The 17,812-nt window shown below is 39.6% G+C and carries 20 protein-coding genes; 10 read left to right on the forward strand and 10 right to left on the reverse strand.

Annotated elements, in window-relative coordinates; translation table 11 throughout:
• Positions 1-14: 14 nt before the first annotated feature.
• Both KHA99_RS01735 and KHA99_RS01740 read right to left on the reverse strand, forming a co-directional pair.
• Positions 15-1,940, reverse strand: coding sequence for an FtsX-like permease family protein (locus tag KHA99_RS01735; protein ID WP_213115708.1), 1,926 nt, complete (start codon positions 1,938-1,940; stop codon positions 15-17).
• A complete protein-coding gene (locus KHA99_RS01740) occupies positions 1,927-2,694 on the reverse strand; it encodes an ABC transporter ATP-binding protein (RefSeq protein WP_213115709.1) in 768 nt (255 codons plus the stop codon). Before KHA99_RS01740 ends, KHA99_RS01735 begins: the two co-directional genes overlap by 14 nt.
• Before the next feature lie 211 nt (positions 2,695-2,905).
• On the opposite strand from KHA99_RS01740, the gene KHA99_RS01745 reads away from it, so the two are divergent.
• Positions 2,906-4,063, forward strand: a complete 1,158-nt coding sequence (locus tag KHA99_RS01745) for an MFS transporter (protein WP_213115710.1) — start codon at positions 2,906-2,908, stop codon at positions 4,061-4,063.
• Between the two features lie 76 nt (positions 4,064-4,139).
• Entirely contained in the window at positions 4,140-4,460 is a 321-nt protein-coding gene (locus KHA99_RS01750; RefSeq protein WP_213115711.1) for a hypothetical protein, read from the forward strand.
• 97 nt (positions 4,461-4,557) lie between these two features.
• On the opposite strand, the gene KHA99_RS01755 is transcribed toward KHA99_RS01750, so the two are convergent.
• Both KHA99_RS01755 and KHA99_RS01760 read right to left on the reverse strand, forming a co-directional pair.
• On the reverse strand, positions 4,558-5,334 hold the full coding sequence (locus KHA99_RS01755) for a sulfite exporter TauE/SafE family protein (RefSeq protein WP_213115712.1): 777 nt from the start codon (positions 5,332-5,334) through the stop codon (positions 4,558-4,560).
• A gap of 153 nt (positions 5,335-5,487) precedes the next feature.
• The gene (locus KHA99_RS01760; RefSeq protein WP_213115713.1) at positions 5,488-5,751 is read right to left on the reverse strand and encodes a metal-sensitive transcriptional regulator; all 264 of its coding nucleotides are present in this window, start codon (positions 5,749-5,751) and stop codon (positions 5,488-5,490) included.
• A 234-nt stretch (positions 5,752-5,985) separates the two neighbouring features.
• Between KHA99_RS01760 and KHA99_RS01765 the strand changes: the two genes are divergently transcribed.
• The gene (locus tag KHA99_RS01765; RefSeq protein WP_213116939.1) at positions 5,986-6,165 is read left to right on the forward strand and encodes a hypothetical protein; all 180 of its coding nucleotides are present in this window, start codon (positions 5,986-5,988) and stop codon (positions 6,163-6,165) included.
• Between the two features lie 57 nt (positions 6,166-6,222).
• Here KHA99_RS01765 and KHA99_RS01770 read toward each other — a convergent pair whose 3' ends face one another.
• On the reverse strand, positions 6,223-7,011 hold the full coding sequence (locus KHA99_RS01770; protein WP_213115714.1) for a hypothetical protein: 789 nt from the start codon (positions 7,009-7,011) through the stop codon (positions 6,223-6,225).
• A 187-nt stretch (positions 7,012-7,198) separates the two neighbouring features.
• Between KHA99_RS01770 and KHA99_RS01775 the strand changes: the two genes are divergently transcribed.
• From KHA99_RS01775 to dsdA, 3 genes are all read left to right on the forward strand, one after another.
• Complete coding sequence (locus tag KHA99_RS01775; protein WP_213115715.1) at positions 7,199-7,480, forward strand: DUF2642 domain-containing protein; 282 nt, start codon at positions 7,199-7,201, stop codon at positions 7,478-7,480.
• A 93-nt stretch (positions 7,481-7,573) separates the two neighbouring features.
• On the forward strand, positions 7,574-7,672 hold the full coding sequence (locus KHA99_RS01780) for a YjcZ family sporulation protein (protein ID WP_249366388.1): 99 nt from the start codon (positions 7,574-7,576) through the stop codon (positions 7,670-7,672).
• 146 nt (positions 7,673-7,818) lie between these two features.
• A complete protein-coding gene (gene dsdA, locus KHA99_RS01785) occupies positions 7,819-9,156 on the forward strand; it encodes a D-serine ammonia-lyase (RefSeq protein ID WP_249366389.1) in 1,338 nt (445 codons plus the stop codon).
• Here the strand turns inward: dsdA and KHA99_RS01790 are convergent.
• The 4 genes from KHA99_RS01790 to KHA99_RS30615 all read right to left on the reverse strand — a co-directional run bounded on the left by KHA99_RS01790 (position 9,153) and on the right by KHA99_RS30615 (position 12,002).
• Positions 9,153-9,299, reverse strand: coding sequence for a hypothetical protein (locus KHA99_RS01790; RefSeq protein WP_213115718.1), 147 nt, complete (start codon positions 9,297-9,299; stop codon positions 9,153-9,155). The genes dsdA and KHA99_RS01790 overlap by 4 nt on opposite strands.
• Before the next feature lie 137 nt (positions 9,300-9,436).
• Complete coding sequence (locus KHA99_RS01795) at positions 9,437-10,792, reverse strand: arsenic transporter (protein WP_284037926.1); 1,356 nt, start codon at positions 10,790-10,792, stop codon at positions 9,437-9,439.
• A 238-nt stretch (positions 10,793-11,030) separates the two neighbouring features.
• The gene (locus KHA99_RS30610; protein ID WP_249366390.1) at positions 11,031-11,408 is read right to left on the reverse strand and encodes a hypothetical protein; all 378 of its coding nucleotides are present in this window, start codon (positions 11,406-11,408) and stop codon (positions 11,031-11,033) included.
• Between the two features lie 30 nt (positions 11,409-11,438).
• On the reverse strand, positions 11,439-12,002 hold the full coding sequence (locus tag KHA99_RS30615) for a hypothetical protein (RefSeq protein ID WP_249366391.1): 564 nt from the start codon (positions 12,000-12,002) through the stop codon (positions 11,439-11,441).
• A gap of 191 nt (positions 12,003-12,193) precedes the next feature.
• Here KHA99_RS30615 and KHA99_RS01805 point away from each other — a divergent pair, with 191 nt between their 5' ends.
• The 4 genes from KHA99_RS01805 to KHA99_RS01820 all read left to right on the forward strand — a co-directional run bounded on the left by KHA99_RS01805 (position 12,194) and on the right by KHA99_RS01820 (position 16,440).
• Positions 12,194-13,264: a CotH kinase family protein gene (locus KHA99_RS01805; RefSeq protein WP_213115721.1), complete on the forward strand. Its 1,071-nt coding sequence runs from the start codon at positions 12,194-12,196 to the stop codon at positions 13,262-13,264.
• Between the two features lie 151 nt (positions 13,265-13,415).
• The gene (locus KHA99_RS01810) at positions 13,416-13,931 is read left to right on the forward strand and encodes a hypothetical protein (protein WP_213115722.1); all 516 of its coding nucleotides are present in this window, start codon (positions 13,416-13,418) and stop codon (positions 13,929-13,931) included.
• 56 nt (positions 13,932-13,987) lie between these two features.
• Positions 13,988-15,586 carry a hypothetical protein gene (locus KHA99_RS01815; protein ID WP_213115723.1) on the forward strand — a complete coding sequence of 533 codons (1,599 nt, stop codon included), beginning with the start codon at positions 13,988-13,990 and terminating at the stop codon, positions 15,584-15,586.
• Between the two features lie 185 nt (positions 15,587-15,771).
• A complete protein-coding gene (locus KHA99_RS01820; protein WP_213115724.1) occupies positions 15,772-16,440 on the forward strand; it encodes a YwrJ family protein in 669 nt (222 codons plus the stop codon).
• A gap of 176 nt (positions 16,441-16,616) precedes the next feature.
• On the opposite strand, the gene KHA99_RS01825 is transcribed toward KHA99_RS01820, so the two are convergent.
• The gene (locus KHA99_RS01825) at positions 16,617-17,690 is read right to left on the reverse strand and encodes an NAD(P)H-dependent flavin oxidoreductase (protein ID WP_213115725.1); all 1,074 of its coding nucleotides are present in this window, start codon (positions 17,688-17,690) and stop codon (positions 16,617-16,619) included.
• Positions 17,691-17,812 lie beyond the last annotated feature (122 nt).

The following is a 17,812-nucleotide window of genomic DNA, read 5'->3' on the forward strand; positions in this document are numbered from 1 at the left end:
AACAAGCTCAACCATCATGAGCTTGTTTTTATTAACCGCACATAACCAGCAGTAGTCATCAAATAGTAAATCAGATAAATAACAAGGTATGCACCAAGAAAAATCATAAATGGGACCTGCAGTGGAATCTGTAAAAATTCGGATAGCAAATAAGTAATCATTGCACTATGACTGACAGCAAGCAGCAATGGCAGCACAAAAACAAATCCTACTTGTCTTGCCACCGTCTTTTTAATCTCCTGTTCCGGAATGCCGATTTTTCTAAGGGTTTGATATCTGGCCTTATCGGATGCTGCTTCCATCAACTGTTTGAAATAAATAATGCTTCCCGTTGCGGCCATAAACACAAGTCCAAGAAAACTGCCGATGTAGATTAATAGTCCATAGGTTTCAAGTCCGTAATGATATTTATCATAAAAACTCGAATAGATAGGGAGATTGTCATTAAACTGAAGCGGCCTTACAATCTTTTCTAACTTGGAATCTAATTTTTCAAGTGATTTCTCATTCTTCAATTTATAGATGTGCAAATACTGTGGTGAAATGCCCTCTTTTAGCTCCTCATATTGAGCATTACTTATAACCAGCGGGAACAACATCTCCCCTTGATTAAGCAGGGAAAATGGCTTATAGGTAGTAATAGTTAACTCTTGTCCGGCCTTAAGAACAAGTTGTTTTCCAGAATAAGGATCGGATTTTACATCCAGATTTCCATCATAAAAGGCCGCTGCTTCATTTCTTTTTAAGTGGAGGGATTCGGGTCTCCCTCTTTCCTCCATTAGTTTCTGAAATGTATTTTCGGAGATCAGCATGGTTTGAAAAAAATCTGGTACCCTTTCCATGCCGTTCAAATCAGCCTCCACAGGAAGATACTCCAGGTTGAGTTGGTATCGGGGCTTATTCTCACTGGCCCTTTCAATCAAAGCTGCAATTTCTTTGTTTACTTCAACATCCTTCATTTTGAACATATAGCTGTAGGGAAAGTGCTCATTTGTCACTCTATCAATATGATAATAAAAACCAAGAATGGTTCCGCATGCTAATAGTGTCACACTACTTAATAGAGAGATTACGGTCAAGATAAGGACATTTCCTTTAAACCTGTATAATAAATTGGTGATGCCAAGCAGGTTTTTTCCTTTCAAATAAACCGTCTCCAGCCTCTTCATCAATTTTAACAAATAGGCTGCTAGGGAATTCATAAAAAAGTAAGAACCTGCCACAAGGAAAAATACCGCGGTGCCAAATCTAATTCCGGTATAGTGAATAATTGTGAACTTCTCCGGATTCCAAAATAATAGATAGGAAACACCAATCAGGACAACTGCTAAAATACTCGTTATGACAGACCCTTTCGCAAGCCTCTCTCCTTTACGGTCAGCTTTAAATAACTCGGCAAGCGAAAATCGATAGATTAATCGATAGCTATGGATGGAGGTCACTAATAATATGATAAGAAACACCACAATTGTCTGCAACATCGCCCTGCTTGATACCGAAAAAGACACTTCCAGCGAAAAGCCCATTAATTTGAAAATTATCATCATGAACAATTTGGAGAACAATATTCCGGCGCCAATACCTATCACTAAAGCCAGTGCCCCAATGATCATATTTTCATAAAAAAGCAGCAGGCCAATTTTTTTCTTGCTCATACCAAATAAGGCGTATAATCCGACTTCCTTTTTTCGCATCCTGGTAAAAAACGAATTGGAATACCAGATGAAAGAACCTGAGAAAATCATGAGAATCATCGATGCCGCAAAAAAAGCTGACTCCAGTTTTCCAATTGTTACAGTACTGCTTAACAGCTGCTGATTGTTTTGTAATGAAACAAAGGTAAAGTAAATAGCCGTACTAAAGACCAGCGAATAAAGATAGAGCAAATATTGGCGGATGTTTCGGATGATATTCTTTCTGGCAAGTTTAGACAGCGTCATATTGCCCGCCTCCTATACTTGAGAGAATATCTAAAATTTGCCCGAAAAGCTGCTTTCGCGATTGCTCACCTTTTCGAATTTCGGTGAAAAGAGTTCCATCTTTAATAAACACAACACGAGAACAAAAGCTTGCTGCATAAGGGTCGTGGGTAACCATAAGGATGGTTGCCGCCTGCTCCTTATGTAGTTCCGATAAAGTTTCCAGCAAATAATAGGCTGACTTTGAATCCAGTGCACCGGTAGGCTCATCAGCAAATAGGATCTTTGGCTGGCATATGATTGCTCGACATACAGCGGTCCTCTGCTGCTGCCCGCCTGAAATTTCATACGGGAATTTTTCCAAATTTTCTTCAATCCCGAACTTTCGTGCCAATTCGTGAACCTTTCTTTTCATTTCCCTTTGCGGAGTTTTACTAAAGGTCAACGGCAGGAGAATATTCTCTTCCACTGTTAAAGTATCCAGGAGGTTATAATCCTGAAAAATAAACCCCATTTGATCTCTTCTGAATTCAGTAAGCTCTGTCTCCTTCATGTTTGTCAGACTTTTCCCATTGAATTGAAGGAGGCCGGAGGTTGGCTTTTCGATTGTTGAAAGAACATTTAGCAAGGTGGATTTCCCTGCACCTGATGGCCCCATGACACCGACGAATTCTCCCTTAGTAATGTTCAAATCAATATCGCGTAAAGCGGTGTATGAGTTCCTTTTTGTGCCGAACACCTTGTTTATCCCTTTTGCTTCTAATATTAATTCCATGTATATCACCCATTTCTAATATCCTTAGTTTTATCTTAGGAAATTATTGGCTTTTTTTCCACAATGAATCCTTACGATAATTGAAGTGAACCTTACATTTTTGTAAGAGAGAGCAGCAACTGATGGTTGCATTATATTAGCATGCTGGGTGATAATGGGTATTGGGTTTCATTTAGTGGAATTTGGATTTATTTGAAGGAGTTGACATCCTTTGCAGACAAAGACTGCTTTACCGATTCTATTTGTTGTCATGTTTTTAGTTATGGTCGGGTTTGGGATCATCATCCCGGTCCTGCCGTTTTATGCGGAGGAAATGGGGGCGAATCCTACAGAACTTGGGCTGTTAATGGCGGTCTATTCCTTGATGCAACTGATCTTCGCACCAATGTGGGGGCGCCTATCTGACCGCATTGGCCGAAAACCGGTCATGATGATAGGGATTACCGGTCTTGCCCTTTCATTCTTTATTCAAGCGATTTCAACCGAGCTTTGGATGCTGTTTGTCGCCAGAATATTAGGAGGAATTCTTTCATCTGCTAATATGCCAACGGCAATGGCATACGTTGCCGACATTACAACAGAAGAAAACCGCGGAAAAGGAATGGGAATTATCGGTGCTGCGGTTGGCCTTGGCTTTGTTTTTGGACCGGCTGTCGGCGGTATTTTTTCTAAATTCAGCTTGAGTATGCCTTTTTTCCTTGCTAGCGGATCAGCAGCCATCACCCTAGTGCTTGTATTTTTTTTACTTAAGGAGTCAAAACACGAAACAGGACAGACTTCTGAAGAAAAAAGATCCATCTGGAAAGCCTTTACTCGTGAAGTTTCCGTCTTATTTTTTGTGCAGTTATTCATTTCCTTATCCCTTTCAGGTTTGGAAGCCACTTTTGCCTATTTTGCTGCTGAAAAAGCGGGTCTTGATTCAACACAACTGGGATACATCTTCATGATTATGGGGTTTGGCGGCGCACTGGTACAAGGAGGACTTGTAGGCAGGTTAACAAAGAAATATGGAGAAAGTGTCGTTATTCAAGGTGGAATGATTGTTTCAGCCATTGGGTTTGGACTTATATTACTTGTACATAACTTTACGACAGCAGCAATCTATTTAACCATTTTTGGGTTAGGAAATGGCGTGATCCGGCCTAGTGTTTCTTCACTGCTAACGAAGACATCAACCGCAGGACACGGAAGTTCAACTGGACTTTTGTCATCCTTTGACTCGTTGGGCCGTATTATTGGGCCGCCGCTTGGAGGCTGGCTGTTTTCGCTGGCAATTGGTCTACCTTATATTTCAGGCGCTATAATCACCATCCTGGCATTTTTCCTGTTTTTATTTTTCCGGCCACGCGTGAAACCGGCAAACATTTAGAAGCCAAAGGCATATGTTCATCGGACGAGCATAAAATGGGTTACGAGAATTCATTTATTAAAGGAGCTCGGGACTCATGAAAATAAAAACCTACTTAACTGCCTGCGGTTTGCTAATTACCATTGGTTTAGGTGCCTATCTGGATTCACCATATTCTTTTATAAACAAAAAATTGTCCTATACAGCTGATCAGCCGGTCCATGCGGTTCAAGCAAGTGTAGAGCCGCCGGAGGACATGCCGGAGATGGTAGAGAAACTTGTGAAACGTGAAAAAAAGGGTGGTTATATTCTTGAAACTTATCAGGAGTACGAGGTTTATAAAGACGAGAATGGAAATATAACCGAAGAAGTGCCCACCTCCAAGACTGAGACATTAAAATATTATGATTATAAATGAAAACTCGCCGATTGGCGAATCCGTTTGGACGAAGACAGAGGCGTAGTTGAATTTATGCGTTAAGAAATAAGGCCGCTAAAATAGCGGCCCTTATTTCTTATAAAATATCCATCCATACCTTTATGGCTACTGCCAAAATCAATATCCCCATAATCATTTGCAGAATGTTTGTATTCATTCTCTTCCCTGCATTTGCACCAAGCGGCGCCGCCAGTAAACTGGCCACAACCAGTATCAGCGCAGGTAAAATGTCGACGTGACCGGTAGTGATTTTTCCGGTAATCGAACCGATAGATGAGATAAGGGTAATCGCCAATGATGAGGCGATGGTCATCCGGGTCGGTATCTTTAAAACGACAAGCATGATTGGCACCAAGAGGAAAGCACCTCCTGCCCCCACAATGCCCGCTCCAATCCCGACGATAAAGGCCAATGTTGCCCCCAGCCATTTATTAAATTGCACTTGATCTAGCGGAATATTATCAATCCCTTTTTTCGGGATAAAAATCATAATGACAGCAATTAAAGCAAGAATACCGTATACAATATTTATGCCGCTTTCGGGCAATTGCGAAGAAACGAATCCCCCAATAAAACTTCCAAGCAAAATACTGATCCCCATATAGGCAATAAGAGTTTTATTTAAATAACCACCCTTCCGGTAGGCTAAAACACCCCCGATTGTGGAAAAAAATACCTGGATGGCCGTTATTCCTGAAACCTCGTGTGCTGTAAAATGGCCGACACCAAGCGCCGGAGGAATATACAAAAGCATCGGAAAATTTATGATGGCCCCACCTATTCCCAACATACCCGATAGGAATGCACCTACGAATCCGATTATAAAAACTGTAATGATAAAACTAATATCCATGACTGCCCCCTAAGCAAGGAACAATTTAGTCCCTTCCCACAATAAATATTACAGGTTGATGCCTGGTTGCACAAGAAATGTTTATTTGGCCAAACCCAAATACCCATATGGGTATTTTTAAGAAGAAAATAAAAGAGGGCACCTCCACTCATTTTAACGGCTTTTTACGAGTAGATTTACGGCCTCTTTTACTAGTTCTTCCATGTTTTTATCCCCTTGCTCTTCTGCTTTTTTTACGCACTCCACCAAATTGGAGCTTACAATAACACCAATTGTACGATCAATGGCAGTTCTAGAAGCAGATAGTTGGGTAATAACGTCTTTACAGTCCTTATTTTCTTCCATCATTTTTAATATCCCGCGTAACTGGCCTTCAATACGTTTGACTCTATTTTTAATTTGATCATTATAGTCCAAATCACTTACCTCCTAATAAAAACAAGCATTGACATGATTTATATTATACCCACAAAGGTATATTGTCAACCTACTTAAAATTAGTTGCATTTCTCCATGATTTAACTTTTCCATATTCACCTAATTTTTATGACCCCATATGATAAAAATAAACGTTAACTATTGATATTTAAGGGAGACAATGTATAATTCATAGTATAACTATAGGAATTAAAGGGATAGGAGGACTAAAGAGTGATACGTTTTTTTAAAAACCTTTTCGTTGAACATTGTCCGAAATGCAATAAAGAGTTGGAAACACATAAATCCAATTTATTAAGCTCAGTTGTCGTAAAATCCTGTCCAGAGCAGCATTATCAGAAAGAATATCATCCAGCTTTTGAAACATATATTGAAAGCGACACTGTCTCCTAATAGGCGGAGCTTCACAGCTCCGCTCATTATAGTTTTTATTACATATGAATTTTTCGTTTATTTAGAAATAATGTACAGTTCTTTTTGGAATTTTTCTAATATCTCTTCAAATGGGGAATGAATTAAAAGAGGAAACAAATCTTCGAGGGCTTCATAATAGTCCTGTCCTAACAACTCACGCAAAATCACATACCTCTGAAACAGCAGGGCTATTTCAAAGTCAATGCCCATGTCATATAAACCATTAAACAAGTCTTCTTTCGGTAATTTTCTTATTTTCTTCAGAATCTTTTCATTCTTTTCGATAAATTTTTCATGGAGATAGTGGGTTAAATAGTCTGTATAAATCATTTGCCCGATTTCATTTGTTTCTTTTTTGGAATGATTAAAGCCGATGACACGATCTTCCTTTTTTTCCTGAAGGATAAAAGTTTTATTGCCGCTTAAATGGGTGATAAAATTCTTCACGCTTTTATCAAAAATTTTATCAAACTGGATGATTTGATGGAGTTTTACTGCAAAATCCTTATGTTCCTCCCCCACGACAAATAACCTGTCTACAATCGGCAACAGCTTTAAAACCCCTTCAGAAAGCTTACTGGAAGCATCATAAATGATAATATCATGTTTTTTCTTCATCGCTTTCACTTTTCGCTTCTGTTCCGTTAATGTCAGTTTGGCGAACTCATGGATCAATTCGTTTGAACAATCTTCCTTTTCTAGACTCCCATATGATATAAAAGCGACGGATAAATTTGTGTTTGCCTTAAGCCAATTATATATCGATAATGACAGTTCAGTTACACCTGACTTTGCTTTCGGAGAATAAAAACCGACCAAATACATATTTCTCACCTGCCTTATAGTTATTAATATTCAGATGTGAACTATTTGGTTAGACAAACTCCCAAACTAAAAAAAGCGCCTTCTTGGTTCACTTCTATTTACCAATTCCCACCCAAAAAATTTAAAAAAACAATCCCATTTTCCCATGTTTTGCATTTACTATACCTGAGAGGAGATGAATAGACGAATGAGCGATAAAACATTTCATCAATTTGCCCATGAATTAGTAAATGAAGAAGTGAATGTTGTCACAACTCAAGGAAATTTTGAAGGAAGGCTGCTTTTAGTCGGTTCAGATATTATTGTCCTGCAAAATAGAATGGCAGCTCGACGCAGAATTATCATTAGGATTCTCGAAATCGTAGCGCTGTTCCGAGCAGAAATCCGGCCAACAGGCCCATTTGGTTTTATGGGCGCCGCTCCTGAGTTAGAGGAATCCCATGAAAGCCGTGATCACGAGCACAACTAATCATGTAAAAATCCGCATTAAAAATACATGTTTGTCTATACGCCCCAAAACCTCCAGACATACCCTGTAGTAAAGATGTTGGAGGTGATATGCATGAGCGGCGGCGGAGGAACAGGATTTGCTTTAATCGTAGTTCTGTTTATTTTGTTGATTATTGTTGGTGCAAGCTTTATGGGCGGTTACTATTATTAATAAATACCGTTAATATGGTAATCCACCAAAAAAAGACGATCTATTTGCCAAAATAGATCGTCTTTTTCATTCTTTCAAGCTGATATTTTAATATCTTTTTTGTTAATATGAAAATAATTAAGATAATAGATGGCAGGGTGATAAATTTGGACAAAGCGAAATTCCTTACTGAGCTAAAAAATCATGAGCTTTCGCTGTTAATTCAGCTTATAAATTATCAGGAAGTATTTTGGCCGAATGGTAAGTTTGAACAAAATCCGGCTGGAATCGAAAAATTAACTTTAACATTGGTGGATATTAAGGAAGCGGAGAAACGTTTAGAGCGTTTTGCCCCCTATATCGCCAAAGTGTTTCCGGAAACACAGGAAACGGGCGGCATAATTGAATCTCGGCTCGTAAAAATTGCAAGTATGAAACAAAAAATGGAACAAGATTTTGGGAAGCCAATTCCGGGTGATCTTTGGTTAAAATGTGACAGCCATCTTCCTATTTCGGGGTCCATTAAGGCTAGGGGCGGTATTTACGAGGTTTTAAAACATACGGAAAAATTAGCTTTGAGTCAAGGGCTTTTAACAATGGATGACGATTACTCGATTTTAGACAGTGACCATTTTCGTAGGTTTTTCTCGCAGTATTCAATTGCAGTCGGTTCCACCGGTAATCTCGGTTTGAGCATTGGTATTATAAGCGCAAAGCTAGGTTTTAACGTAACCGTACATATGTCTGCGGACGCCAAACAATGGAAAAAGGATCTGCTTCGTACAAAAGGGGTAAATGTGGTTGAATACGAATCGGACTACAGCAAAGCGGTTGAGGAAGGCCGGCGCCAGGCAGATGCTGCCCCGTCCTGCCATTTTATTGATGATGAAAATTCCCAAGACTTATTTCTAGGTTATGCTACTGCTGCATTGCGGTTAAAAAATCAATTACAAGAATTAAAGATAGCTGTAGATGAAAATCATCCATTATTTGTATACCTACCATGCGGTGTTGGCGGAGGACCAGGCGGTGTGGCTTACGGTCTAAAGCAGCTGTTTAAAGAGAGTGTTCACTGTTTCTTTGCCGAACCCACTCATTCCCCATGTATGCTGCTGGGAATGATGACAGGCCTTCATGACCAAATTTCCGTGCAGGATATTGGACTAGATAATCTCACCGACGCGGATGGACTTGCTGTCGGCAGACCTTCCGGCTTTGTTGGGAAAATCATCGAGCCATTTTTAAGCGGAATTTATACGGTTAGTGATGAGAGGTTATATAGACTGCTGAAGGATTTGGCAGACTCAGAAAATATTTATTTAGAACCTTCTGCCTTAGCTGGGATGATTGGTCCTGTGTGGCTGGCTGGTGAGGCTTCGGATTATTTGAGCAAGCATGCGTTATCTGAAAAATTCAGCCATGGTACGCACATCGTTTGGGCGACAGGTGGAAGCATGGTGCCAAAGGAAATGATGGAGAAGTATTATCAAAAAGGTGTTAATTAATAAGTTAAGGGCTGCTTTGTTGCGGCCCTTTTTAAAGTACCCCCAAATTGGGCAATATGACTTCCAAAAGCAATAACTTTCCTTGGAAAATCCATCTCTTCTTTTAACAGCCATTTTTTACCGCTGAAGGTAAGTGTCAGCATATCCTATTCCCTCACAAACCTATAATAATAGATTCATTATACCTTATCGAAAGAGGTGGTTTGAACTACATTTTTACAATATGAGGTAAAAAACACACAAAAAAGTACATGCACTAGGCATGTACCTTTAAATGGATTTATACAAAAACTAGCAACAGCCATAGGTATAAGCTGATTAAGGTAAAAATTAATGTCGGCGGAATAACGAGAATCGTTACTTTGATATACTCCATCCAAGGAAATTGAATTTTATTGTTTTTAAGTATATGCATCCAAATAAGCGTTGCCAGCGTTCCAATCGGCAGGATGAGCGACCCGATATCACTTCCAATGATATTGGCAAGATAAACAGTTTTCATGATTAACGGATCCAAGCCCATTTCTGTTAATGCCAATGTGGAAATCATCAAAGCAGGATGATTATTAAATATATTCGAAAGCAGTGATGTAATCACACCCATCGTCAAGCTTGCATGTAGCAGGCTGTCGTTCACGATTGATTTTAAATGCACCAGCAACAAGTTGGTTAGTCCAATATTGTGTAGTCCGTAGATGATCACGTACATACCGAATGCAAAAATTAAGATATGCCAGGGAATTTTTCCAAGAACATCTTTTGGGTTAATTTTTAAATAAACCCATCTCCAGATTAACAGAAAAAGGGAGCCCAATACAGCCACCAATGATACAGAAATGCCAAAATAGGAAGCAACAAATAAACTGATTCGTACTATGAATACGAAGATGAGCATATTGATCATCAATTTCTTTTTCTCATTAAACATTACATCGTCATTTTTCCGGAGCGGGTGATAAAGTTGATTTTTTTGCAGTGGAATGGAGTAAGAGTGTGGGGAGATTTGTTGAGGAATTTCCTTCTTGAAAACCAAATACAGCAGATAGGATAAAAACACAAGTCCGAGAACACCTGGCACAAACATCATTTCTGTTTGCATATAAAGGTCCATTCCGATAATCTTTAAGGCAATTAAATTTACGATATTGCTGACCCCGATTGGCGCACTTGAGGCCGTTGCAATGAGAGCACCACTCAAAAGGTATGGAATCATTTGCCGAACTTTTAAGCCTAAATTCTTGAGCGTTAAGATTAAAATGGGTGTGGTGATCAAAATGCTTCCGTCATTATTGAAAAAGAGTGTCATTAAAAAGCAAAGCAATAAAGTATACCAGTATAGACGGACACCAGAACCTTTTGAAACTTTTAACATTAAAGATGCCGTCCAGCTAAAAAATCCGATGCTTTCCAAAACAATCGCCATAACGATTGTGGCTATGATGGTGATGGCTGCCCCCGTTACTTTTGAACTAATATCTATTAGGTCCGCCGTAGAAACACTTCCGCTTAAAAAAACGATCACCGCTCCAATGGAAGCAGGAATGGCTTCATTCATATTTTTTGGACGGAGAAATATCATTATCATGGTAAATAAAAAAGCTAGTATTGTAATGATAACCGTCGATTGGTCATAAATAGTAATAATTTCACATCCTTACCAATTGTTTTATCGATTTGCAATTGTTTTTCCCACCCCTCGTCCTATGGTTTATTTTACGCCTGTCCTTGACTGCTTGACCTAAACGAGTATCTCGGTCTCACATAAATCAGCAAAAGACTAAATAATTTTTCCTTTCATTATGTAGGCAGTTGCCGGCTTTTGTAACGGGTACAGAATAACAAAAATCCGGTACTATGGATAAAAGTACCGGATTTTATTTCATATTTTCATAAAATACATATTTTACAGTGTGATTATTTCTTTTTACCCTTTCCGCCCTTTTTTCCATTACTGCCGGAACTTCCCGAACTACCTGAGCTTCCGCTGCTTCCCGAACTTCCGCCGCTTCCCGAACTTCCACTGCTTCCTGAACTTCCACTGCTTCCTGAACTTCCACTGCTTCCTGAACTTCCACTGCTGCCGGAACTTCCGCTGCCGCCTGTACTTCCGCTGCTGCCACTGCCAGTTCCACCACTGCTATGATGTTTCTTTGGACCAGGACCTGGCTTTTTTGGTTTTTTAGGTTTTTTATGCGGCCCTTTACCACTGCTTCCAGACTTGCCTGAACCTCCGCTGCTGCCTGTGCTTCCACTCTTGCCGGAACTTCCGCCGCTCCCTGTGCTTACACTCTTGCCGGAACTTCCGCTGCTGCCTGTGCTTCCACTCTTGCCGGAACTTCCGCTGCTGCCTGTGCTTCCACTCTTGCCGGAACTTCCACTGCTGCCCGAACTTCCACTGCTGCCCGAACTTCCACTGCTGCCGGAACTTCCACTGCCGCCTGTACTGCCGCTGCTGCCACTGCCAGTTCCACCACTGCTATGATGTTTCTTTGGACCAGGACCTGGCTTTTTTGGTTTTTTAGGTTTTTTATGCGGCCCTTTACCACTGCTTCCAGACTTGCCTGAACCTCCGCTGCTGCCGGTACCTCCACTACTCCCGCTGCTGCCCGTACTGCCATTGCTTCCGCTCTTGCCGGTACTTCCACTCTTACCGGAACTTCCGCTCTTGCTTGAACTTCCAGTACCTCCACTGCTGCCTGTGCTTCCGGTGCTGCCTGTGCCGCTGCTAGAACTTGCCGAAGATTCCTTACCTTTACCGCCTTTTCCTTTCTTGTGTTTGCCAACAGGATTATTATGCATAAATGCAAGTACACCATTTGCTTCTGCTTGTTGTAATAATTCTTCAACGCCCAGATTTAACACCATTTATACACCACTTTCCAATACAATTTATTTTCTCTTTCAATTTATGATATTGGCGTTTGTTTTGATATAGACAGATATATATTTTTCAAAACTAAAAGTCATTTAGGAACAAATACACACCTCCAAGATCTATTGCATATATCTAGATAAAATATGGTATAGGGGTATTAAAGTGATAAAATACGAAATTTTAATAAATCCTAAGTGGTTAAGAAAATTGGAATATGATCTATGGGATGACGATTTAGTCCCAGCTGTGTTAAAGATAGGCAACAATCGCTATAAAATAAGCCTATCGTACCGTGGCAATGTAATTAGGGATAAGAAAAAAAGGTCCTACCGAGTTGTATTTGAAAAACCATTTACAAAGAATGGCGCCCATGAACTTCATCTTAATGCCGAGTTCTCAGATATATCCTTGTGCAGAAACAAACTATCCCTCGATTTTTTTGACCGGATAGGCGTTATTTCACCTCACTCACGCCATATACTTTTATACGTTAACGGGTATTGCAAAGGTATTTACTTAGAAATAGAATCATTAGACCAATACCTACTCAAAAAAAGAAATTTACCGGATGGCGCCATCATTTACGCAACCAATAATCGAGCGAACTTCTCCTTAATAACGAAAAAAAATGAACCTAAAAAGAGGCTAGACCAGGGGTATACGCTAAAATACGGCAACAAAGAAGACATGGAACATTTACGCAGCTTCATCGCGATGATAAATGTGCTAAAAAATGAGGATTTTAAAAGAGAAATCGTCAATATATTGGATGTAGACAAATATTTAAGATGGCTTTGTGGCGTAGTCTGTACACAAAACTACGATGGATTTATCCATAATTATGCACTCTACAAAAATGGAGAAACAAATTTATACGAAATCAGCCCATGGGACTATGACGGTACCTGGGGAAGAAACCTCCATGGCCGACTCCTTGATTATGATTACGTCCCCGTTACAGGATATAACACTTTAACTGGGCGAATTCTACACTTCCCGGAATTCAAATCGAAATATAAAGAAATTCTATCCACTATTTTAGATAATGATTTTACCGTAGAGGTTCAAGCGCCGATTATCAATGAGCTATTTGAAAAATTAAAACCCTACATCAGCCTGGATCCTTATATTGAATCGGATGAGGCAACACTGGACGAGGAAAAAAGTGTCTTTTTTGAGTTTATTCGAAATAGAAATGCCTATCTAAACAGCGAGCTTTCTATTTTAATTTAGGCCTTAAGTATATGGTTTTTGACCATATTTTTTTTGCCTATTTTTCAGGTACTAGTTAAAAAAAGGCTACTTTATTAGTACAACATCATCCCATGATACATATAGATGCAGTGTAAATGTTTATTTAATTATAAGGAGGAAACTATGGGTTATGAATAAAGAGTCGATGATGCAATACGTGGGCAAAACGATTCGTGTCGATCGGGGTGGCCCTGAATCCAGGATGGGAAAAGTATTGGCCGTTTTTGAAGATTATTTTGTTCTTTTAACTGAAAGGGATGGCGTGGTTTATTACAAAACCAATCATATTAGAAGTGTGACTGAGAGTTCAAGGGATCTTTTGAAACTCGGTGTGAATATTCCAAAGAACTTCGAATACAAAACAGGCGAAAACTTTGTCAAACTTTTAGAAAGTATTCGCTATCAATGGATACGAATTAACCGCGGAGGAACTGAAGCATTAGAAGGAGTACTAAATGATGTAAGTAAAGATATTGCTTCTTTAATTGTGAAAGAAGAAGTCGTTCGTTTTTCTATGAAGCATATCCGAAACATTAGTTATGGTTTATTGCTAGAGGGCAAATCCGGCGGCAGTAAGTACGACGAGAGCAATGATGAAGATGAGAATGAGGAAGATGAGGGTTCGAGAGAGGAAAGTAACGATTAAAAATGAGTCGCTTCTCCTATGAGGAGCGACCCATAATCTCTTTAGGAGGCTGAATAATGGGATTAGAGAAATTTACTGCTGCTTTAGATTTGCTAAAAGGCTTCTCTGTGAATCTATATGTAGGTGAGGAAGTTTATAAAGGTAAATTGCTTGGCGTTGAAGAAGACCATGTTGTCTTAGAAACCGACCAGAAATTTATCTTTTACTACCGAATTGATAAAATTCAGGCCATTACGAAGAATACAAGAGACTTTAAAGTTCTAAATACTAAGACACCATTTCAAAAAACACAAAGCTTGATCGCTTTATTAAATTCATTTCAACACACCTGGGTCACGATTCTAAGTATCCATAAGCAAAGATTTTGCGGCGTGCTTACTGAAGTAGATTCAGATTTTGTTACTTTGATTAATGGTGAAGAACGAATTTTATTAAAATTAGACTATGTGTCCAATATTCTCAAAGGATTTATAAAAGAAGAAAAAAAAGCCAAGGAAAATAAGGAAGCAGCAGAAGGACAAAACAAGACAGAAAACAAACAAGAACAATCGAAGGAAAAAGCAGCAGCTAAAAAGGATAATAGTAACCAAAAATCGGATAATAAGGCTGTAGCGGCAAAATCGGAGACGCACTCAGAAAAGAAAGAAAATGCGGAAAGACAGGAGCAACCGGTGGCAGTACAAGATCATTCAGTCTGGTCGAAGCCGTTTAAATTGGAAAGTCCTGTTGCCTGCATGGATGAGGATGAAAGTCATTCTAGCTCCGCTAGCTCCGGAAATGTGGAAAAAAAACAGGAGGTTGTTGCCTGCATGGATGAGGATGAAAGTCATTCTAGCTCCTCTAGCTCCGGAAATATGGAAACAAAACAGGTGGTTGTTGCCTGCATGGATGAGGATGAAAGTCATTCTAGCTCCGGAAATGTGGAATCAAAACCGGAGGAAAAACCTGCTCCAGTATTGCTTAAGGCTGTAGTAAAAAAGAACAGCGATAATCAAAATGATAATAAATCTAAAAATCAAGAGAAAACAAAACAGGTTGTTTCACAAAAAGTAACGGCGAAAGAAAAAAATGAGCAAAAGGCAAAACAGGTTGTTTCACAAAAAGGAACAGCGAAAGAAAAAAATGAGCAAAAGGCAAAACAGGTTGTTTCACAAAAAGGAACAGCGAAAGAAAAAAATGAGCAAAAGGCAAAACAGGTTGTTTCACAAAAAGGAACAGCGAAAGAAAAAAATGAGCAAAAGGCAAAACAAGTGGCAAAGTCGGATACTACTGCTGCTAAAACAAAGGAAAAAACAAAATCGGAAGCTGTATCACCAAATAAGAAAGAAATGAAAACAACGGAAACCGCTCCAGCCATATTAAAAGATAAAATAACAGCAGAAACCGCGCAATCCCCAGCTGCTACCACAAAATCTGAAAAGGGACAAAAAGAAAAGAGATTTATATGGAATGCCTTCGAGCAGGAAAAGAAAACCTCCCGTTTTGCCGGTGAAGGAGCAGTCGGTTCAAATGTAAAACCTTCCCCATTCGAGGGTGAAATCGTGTCAGGATCGATGGTGAAATCTTTACCATTTGCCGAAATGGCATCTGGCTCCGGCAAGAACTCATACTCGTTTGCTGAACCTGCAAAAATAAAGAGATTCAGAGTTTATTAATAAAAAAAGCTGTTTATTATTTATGACAATATCAATTAATCATTCAACCATTTTAATTGTCCACACTAATCCCCTTTTACAAAAGTGAGCGGGGTCCATTATGTTCATCCACTTTTTTATTGAAAGGGAATGTTGAAGCCCCTCTCTTTTTGTAAACGTCACTTCTTTGGAAAGGAGTGTGTGAAATGAATTTTAAAGAAGCAATTGGAAAATATATTAAAATTGAAATTGCTGGCAAGAAACTTTTAAGCGGCATGCTGATTGATGTTGGCGGTGATTTGTGTGTATTGTTTAACGGGACTGATTATCTTTACATCCCTACCATTCATATACAAAACTGGCAGTATCTCAAACAGGATGAAATTGAGGAAATTACAATCAGTAATGAACCTACCCCCATCTATAATCATAATGAAGATATCTCTTTAAGAAAAATCCTTACATCTGCGAAGGGTATTTTTACAGAAATCTACGTTACAAGTAAACAAGCACTGCATGGTTACATTATCAGCATCATGAACAATTATTTTGTGTTTTACTCACCTATTTATAAAACAATGTTTATCTCCTTAAATCATTTAAAATGGCTTATACCTTACACAAATAATAAAAGACCTTATGGCCTAAGCAACTCCAATTTACCTGTTAATCCAAGCAGTATTACCTTTGCTCGATCATTCGAAATCCAAATTGAAAAACTAAAAGGAGAACTAGTTGTCTTCAACATTGGAGAAAACGAAAATGTCATAGGCAAAATCCAAAACATAAAAAACAACTTCGTCGAATTAATCTCAGCCAAAGAAGACCCAGTCTACCTCAACCTCCATCACATCAAAACCCTCCACATGACTTAGCAATTATCCATGCCTATCTGCCCGTAAAGTAAACAAGCTCTAGGCACAATATAAAGTGGTGTCTATATGTGTCAAGCACCGCCGTGGACAATTTACTCATAAGAAAGGCTGAACCAGAATCTTGTTGAGTCTGATTCAGCCTTTTTGTTGTTTTTTTGGCAGGCCGTTTTTTAAAGTTATAAATGCGTTTGAAGGTTTTCAGCCTCTGATATTATCCTGCCAATTAATTCGCTCACAGTTATGTTTCTAGCCAGCCTTGGACTTTGTCCGGACCAAAGTGACATATATTCGTGGTTTCCTTTAGCAGCCGAGGCTTTTCTGATTGCCTTTGTCAGTTCGTTCTGCACTGGATAGGCTGGTAGATGATTCTCCATTTGCTCATGTTTATGGATAAACCGATTGTTAACCCCCCTTGCCATTTTGCCGGAAAAGGCTTTGGTCAAAACAGTTTGGTCCTCCTCCGCTTCTAAAATTGCCTGCTTATGCAGTTTATTGGCACCGCTTTCCTCACATACCAAGAAGGCAGTCCCCATTTGCACTCCTAAGGCGCCCAAACATTTAGCCGCCATGACTCCACGCCCGTCCATGATCCCGCCTGCCGCAATAATCGGAATGCTTATACTGTCAGTTGCTTGTGGAAGGAGGGACATCAAACCGATTAAACTTTGTTGGTCCCCGCCTAAAAACGTTCCGCGGTGTCCGCCCGCTTCCATCCCTTGAACCACAACCGCATCCATCCCTGCCTCTTCATTCAATTTCGCTTCCTGTACTGTAGTGGCCGTTCCAACCAGGGTTATGGAATGCTGTTTAAGTTTGGCGATGATTTCTGCTGACGGCAGCCCAAAGGTAAACGAACACACTGGGACTTTTTCTTCGATGATGATATCAACCTGTTCATGAAACGTCTTTAGGTCTGCTTCAAAACTAGGGAGACTTGGATTTCCCTCTATTCCCAATCCCTCCTGCAGCGGCATTAAAACGGATTTGGCATAGTTTATCTTATCCTCATCGACATTATAAGGACTTGGAACAAATAAATTCACACCGAAATTTCTTGACGTCAACTCACGAATTTCATGAATTTGCTGCCTCAATTGACTTGGACTTAAATAACCCGCGCCAATCATTCCGAGACCACCACTATTGGAAACAGCGGCCACTAATTCCGAAGAAGTCACCCCTCCAGCCATCGGCGCCTGAATAATCGGATACCTAACTTCAAGCAACTTCGTTAAAGAATTTTCCCACATATTTTCTACCTCCAAATTTTTTGGTTAATGGGGACGGTTCTTGTGCATCATTTTGATGGTGTCAGACACCGTCCGTGTACAAATGTCCGTTCACTGTGGAAATTTGTCCAAAAAGAAGGAGA

It is taken from the genome of Neobacillus rhizophilus (assembly GCF_018343535.1).
GTDB lineage: Bacteria > Bacillota > Bacilli > Bacillales > Cytobacillaceae > Neobacillus > Neobacillus rhizophilus.

Coding starts and splice junctions, on each gene's coding strand:
- KHA99_RS01735 (WP_213115708.1), bottom strand. CDS start 1,940: ATGACGCTGTCTAAACTTGCCAGAAAGAATATCATCCGAAACATCCGC.
- KHA99_RS01740 (WP_213115709.1), bottom strand. CDS start 2,694: ATGGAATTAATATTAGAAGCAAAAGGGATAAACAAGGTGTTCGGCACA.
- KHA99_RS01750 (WP_213115711.1), top strand. CDS start 4,140: ATGAAAATAAAAACCTACTTAACTGCCTGCGGTTTGCTAATTACCATT.
- KHA99_RS01755 (WP_213115712.1), bottom strand. CDS start 5,334: ATGGATATTAGTTTTATCATTACAGTTTTTATAATCGGATTCGTAGGT.
- KHA99_RS01770 (WP_213115714.1), bottom strand. CDS start 7,011: ATGTATTTGGTCGGTTTTTATTCTCCGAAAGCAAAGTCAGGTGTAACT.
- KHA99_RS01775 (WP_213115715.1), top strand. CDS start 7,199: ATGAGCGATAAAACATTTCATCAATTTGCCCATGAATTAGTAAATGAA.
- KHA99_RS01780 (WP_249366388.1), top strand. CDS start 7,574: ATGAGCGGCGGCGGAGGAACAGGATTTGCTTTAATCGTAGTTCTGTTT.
- KHA99_RS01790 (WP_213115718.1), bottom strand. CDS start 9,299: ATGCTGACACTTACCTTCAGCGGTAAAAAATGGCTGTTAAAAGAAGAG.
- KHA99_RS01810 (WP_213115722.1), top strand. CDS start 13,416: ATGAATAAAGAGTCGATGATGCAATACGTGGGCAAAACGATTCGTGTC.
- KHA99_RS01815 (WP_213115723.1), top strand. CDS start 13,988: ATGGGATTAGAGAAATTTACTGCTGCTTTAGATTTGCTAAAAGGCTTC.
- KHA99_RS01820 (WP_213115724.1), top strand. CDS start 15,772: ATGAATTTTAAAGAAGCAATTGGAAAATATATTAAAATTGAAATTGCT.
- KHA99_RS01825 (WP_213115725.1), bottom strand. CDS start 17,690: ATGTGGGAAAATTCTTTAACGAAGTTGCTTGAAGTTAGGTATCCGATT.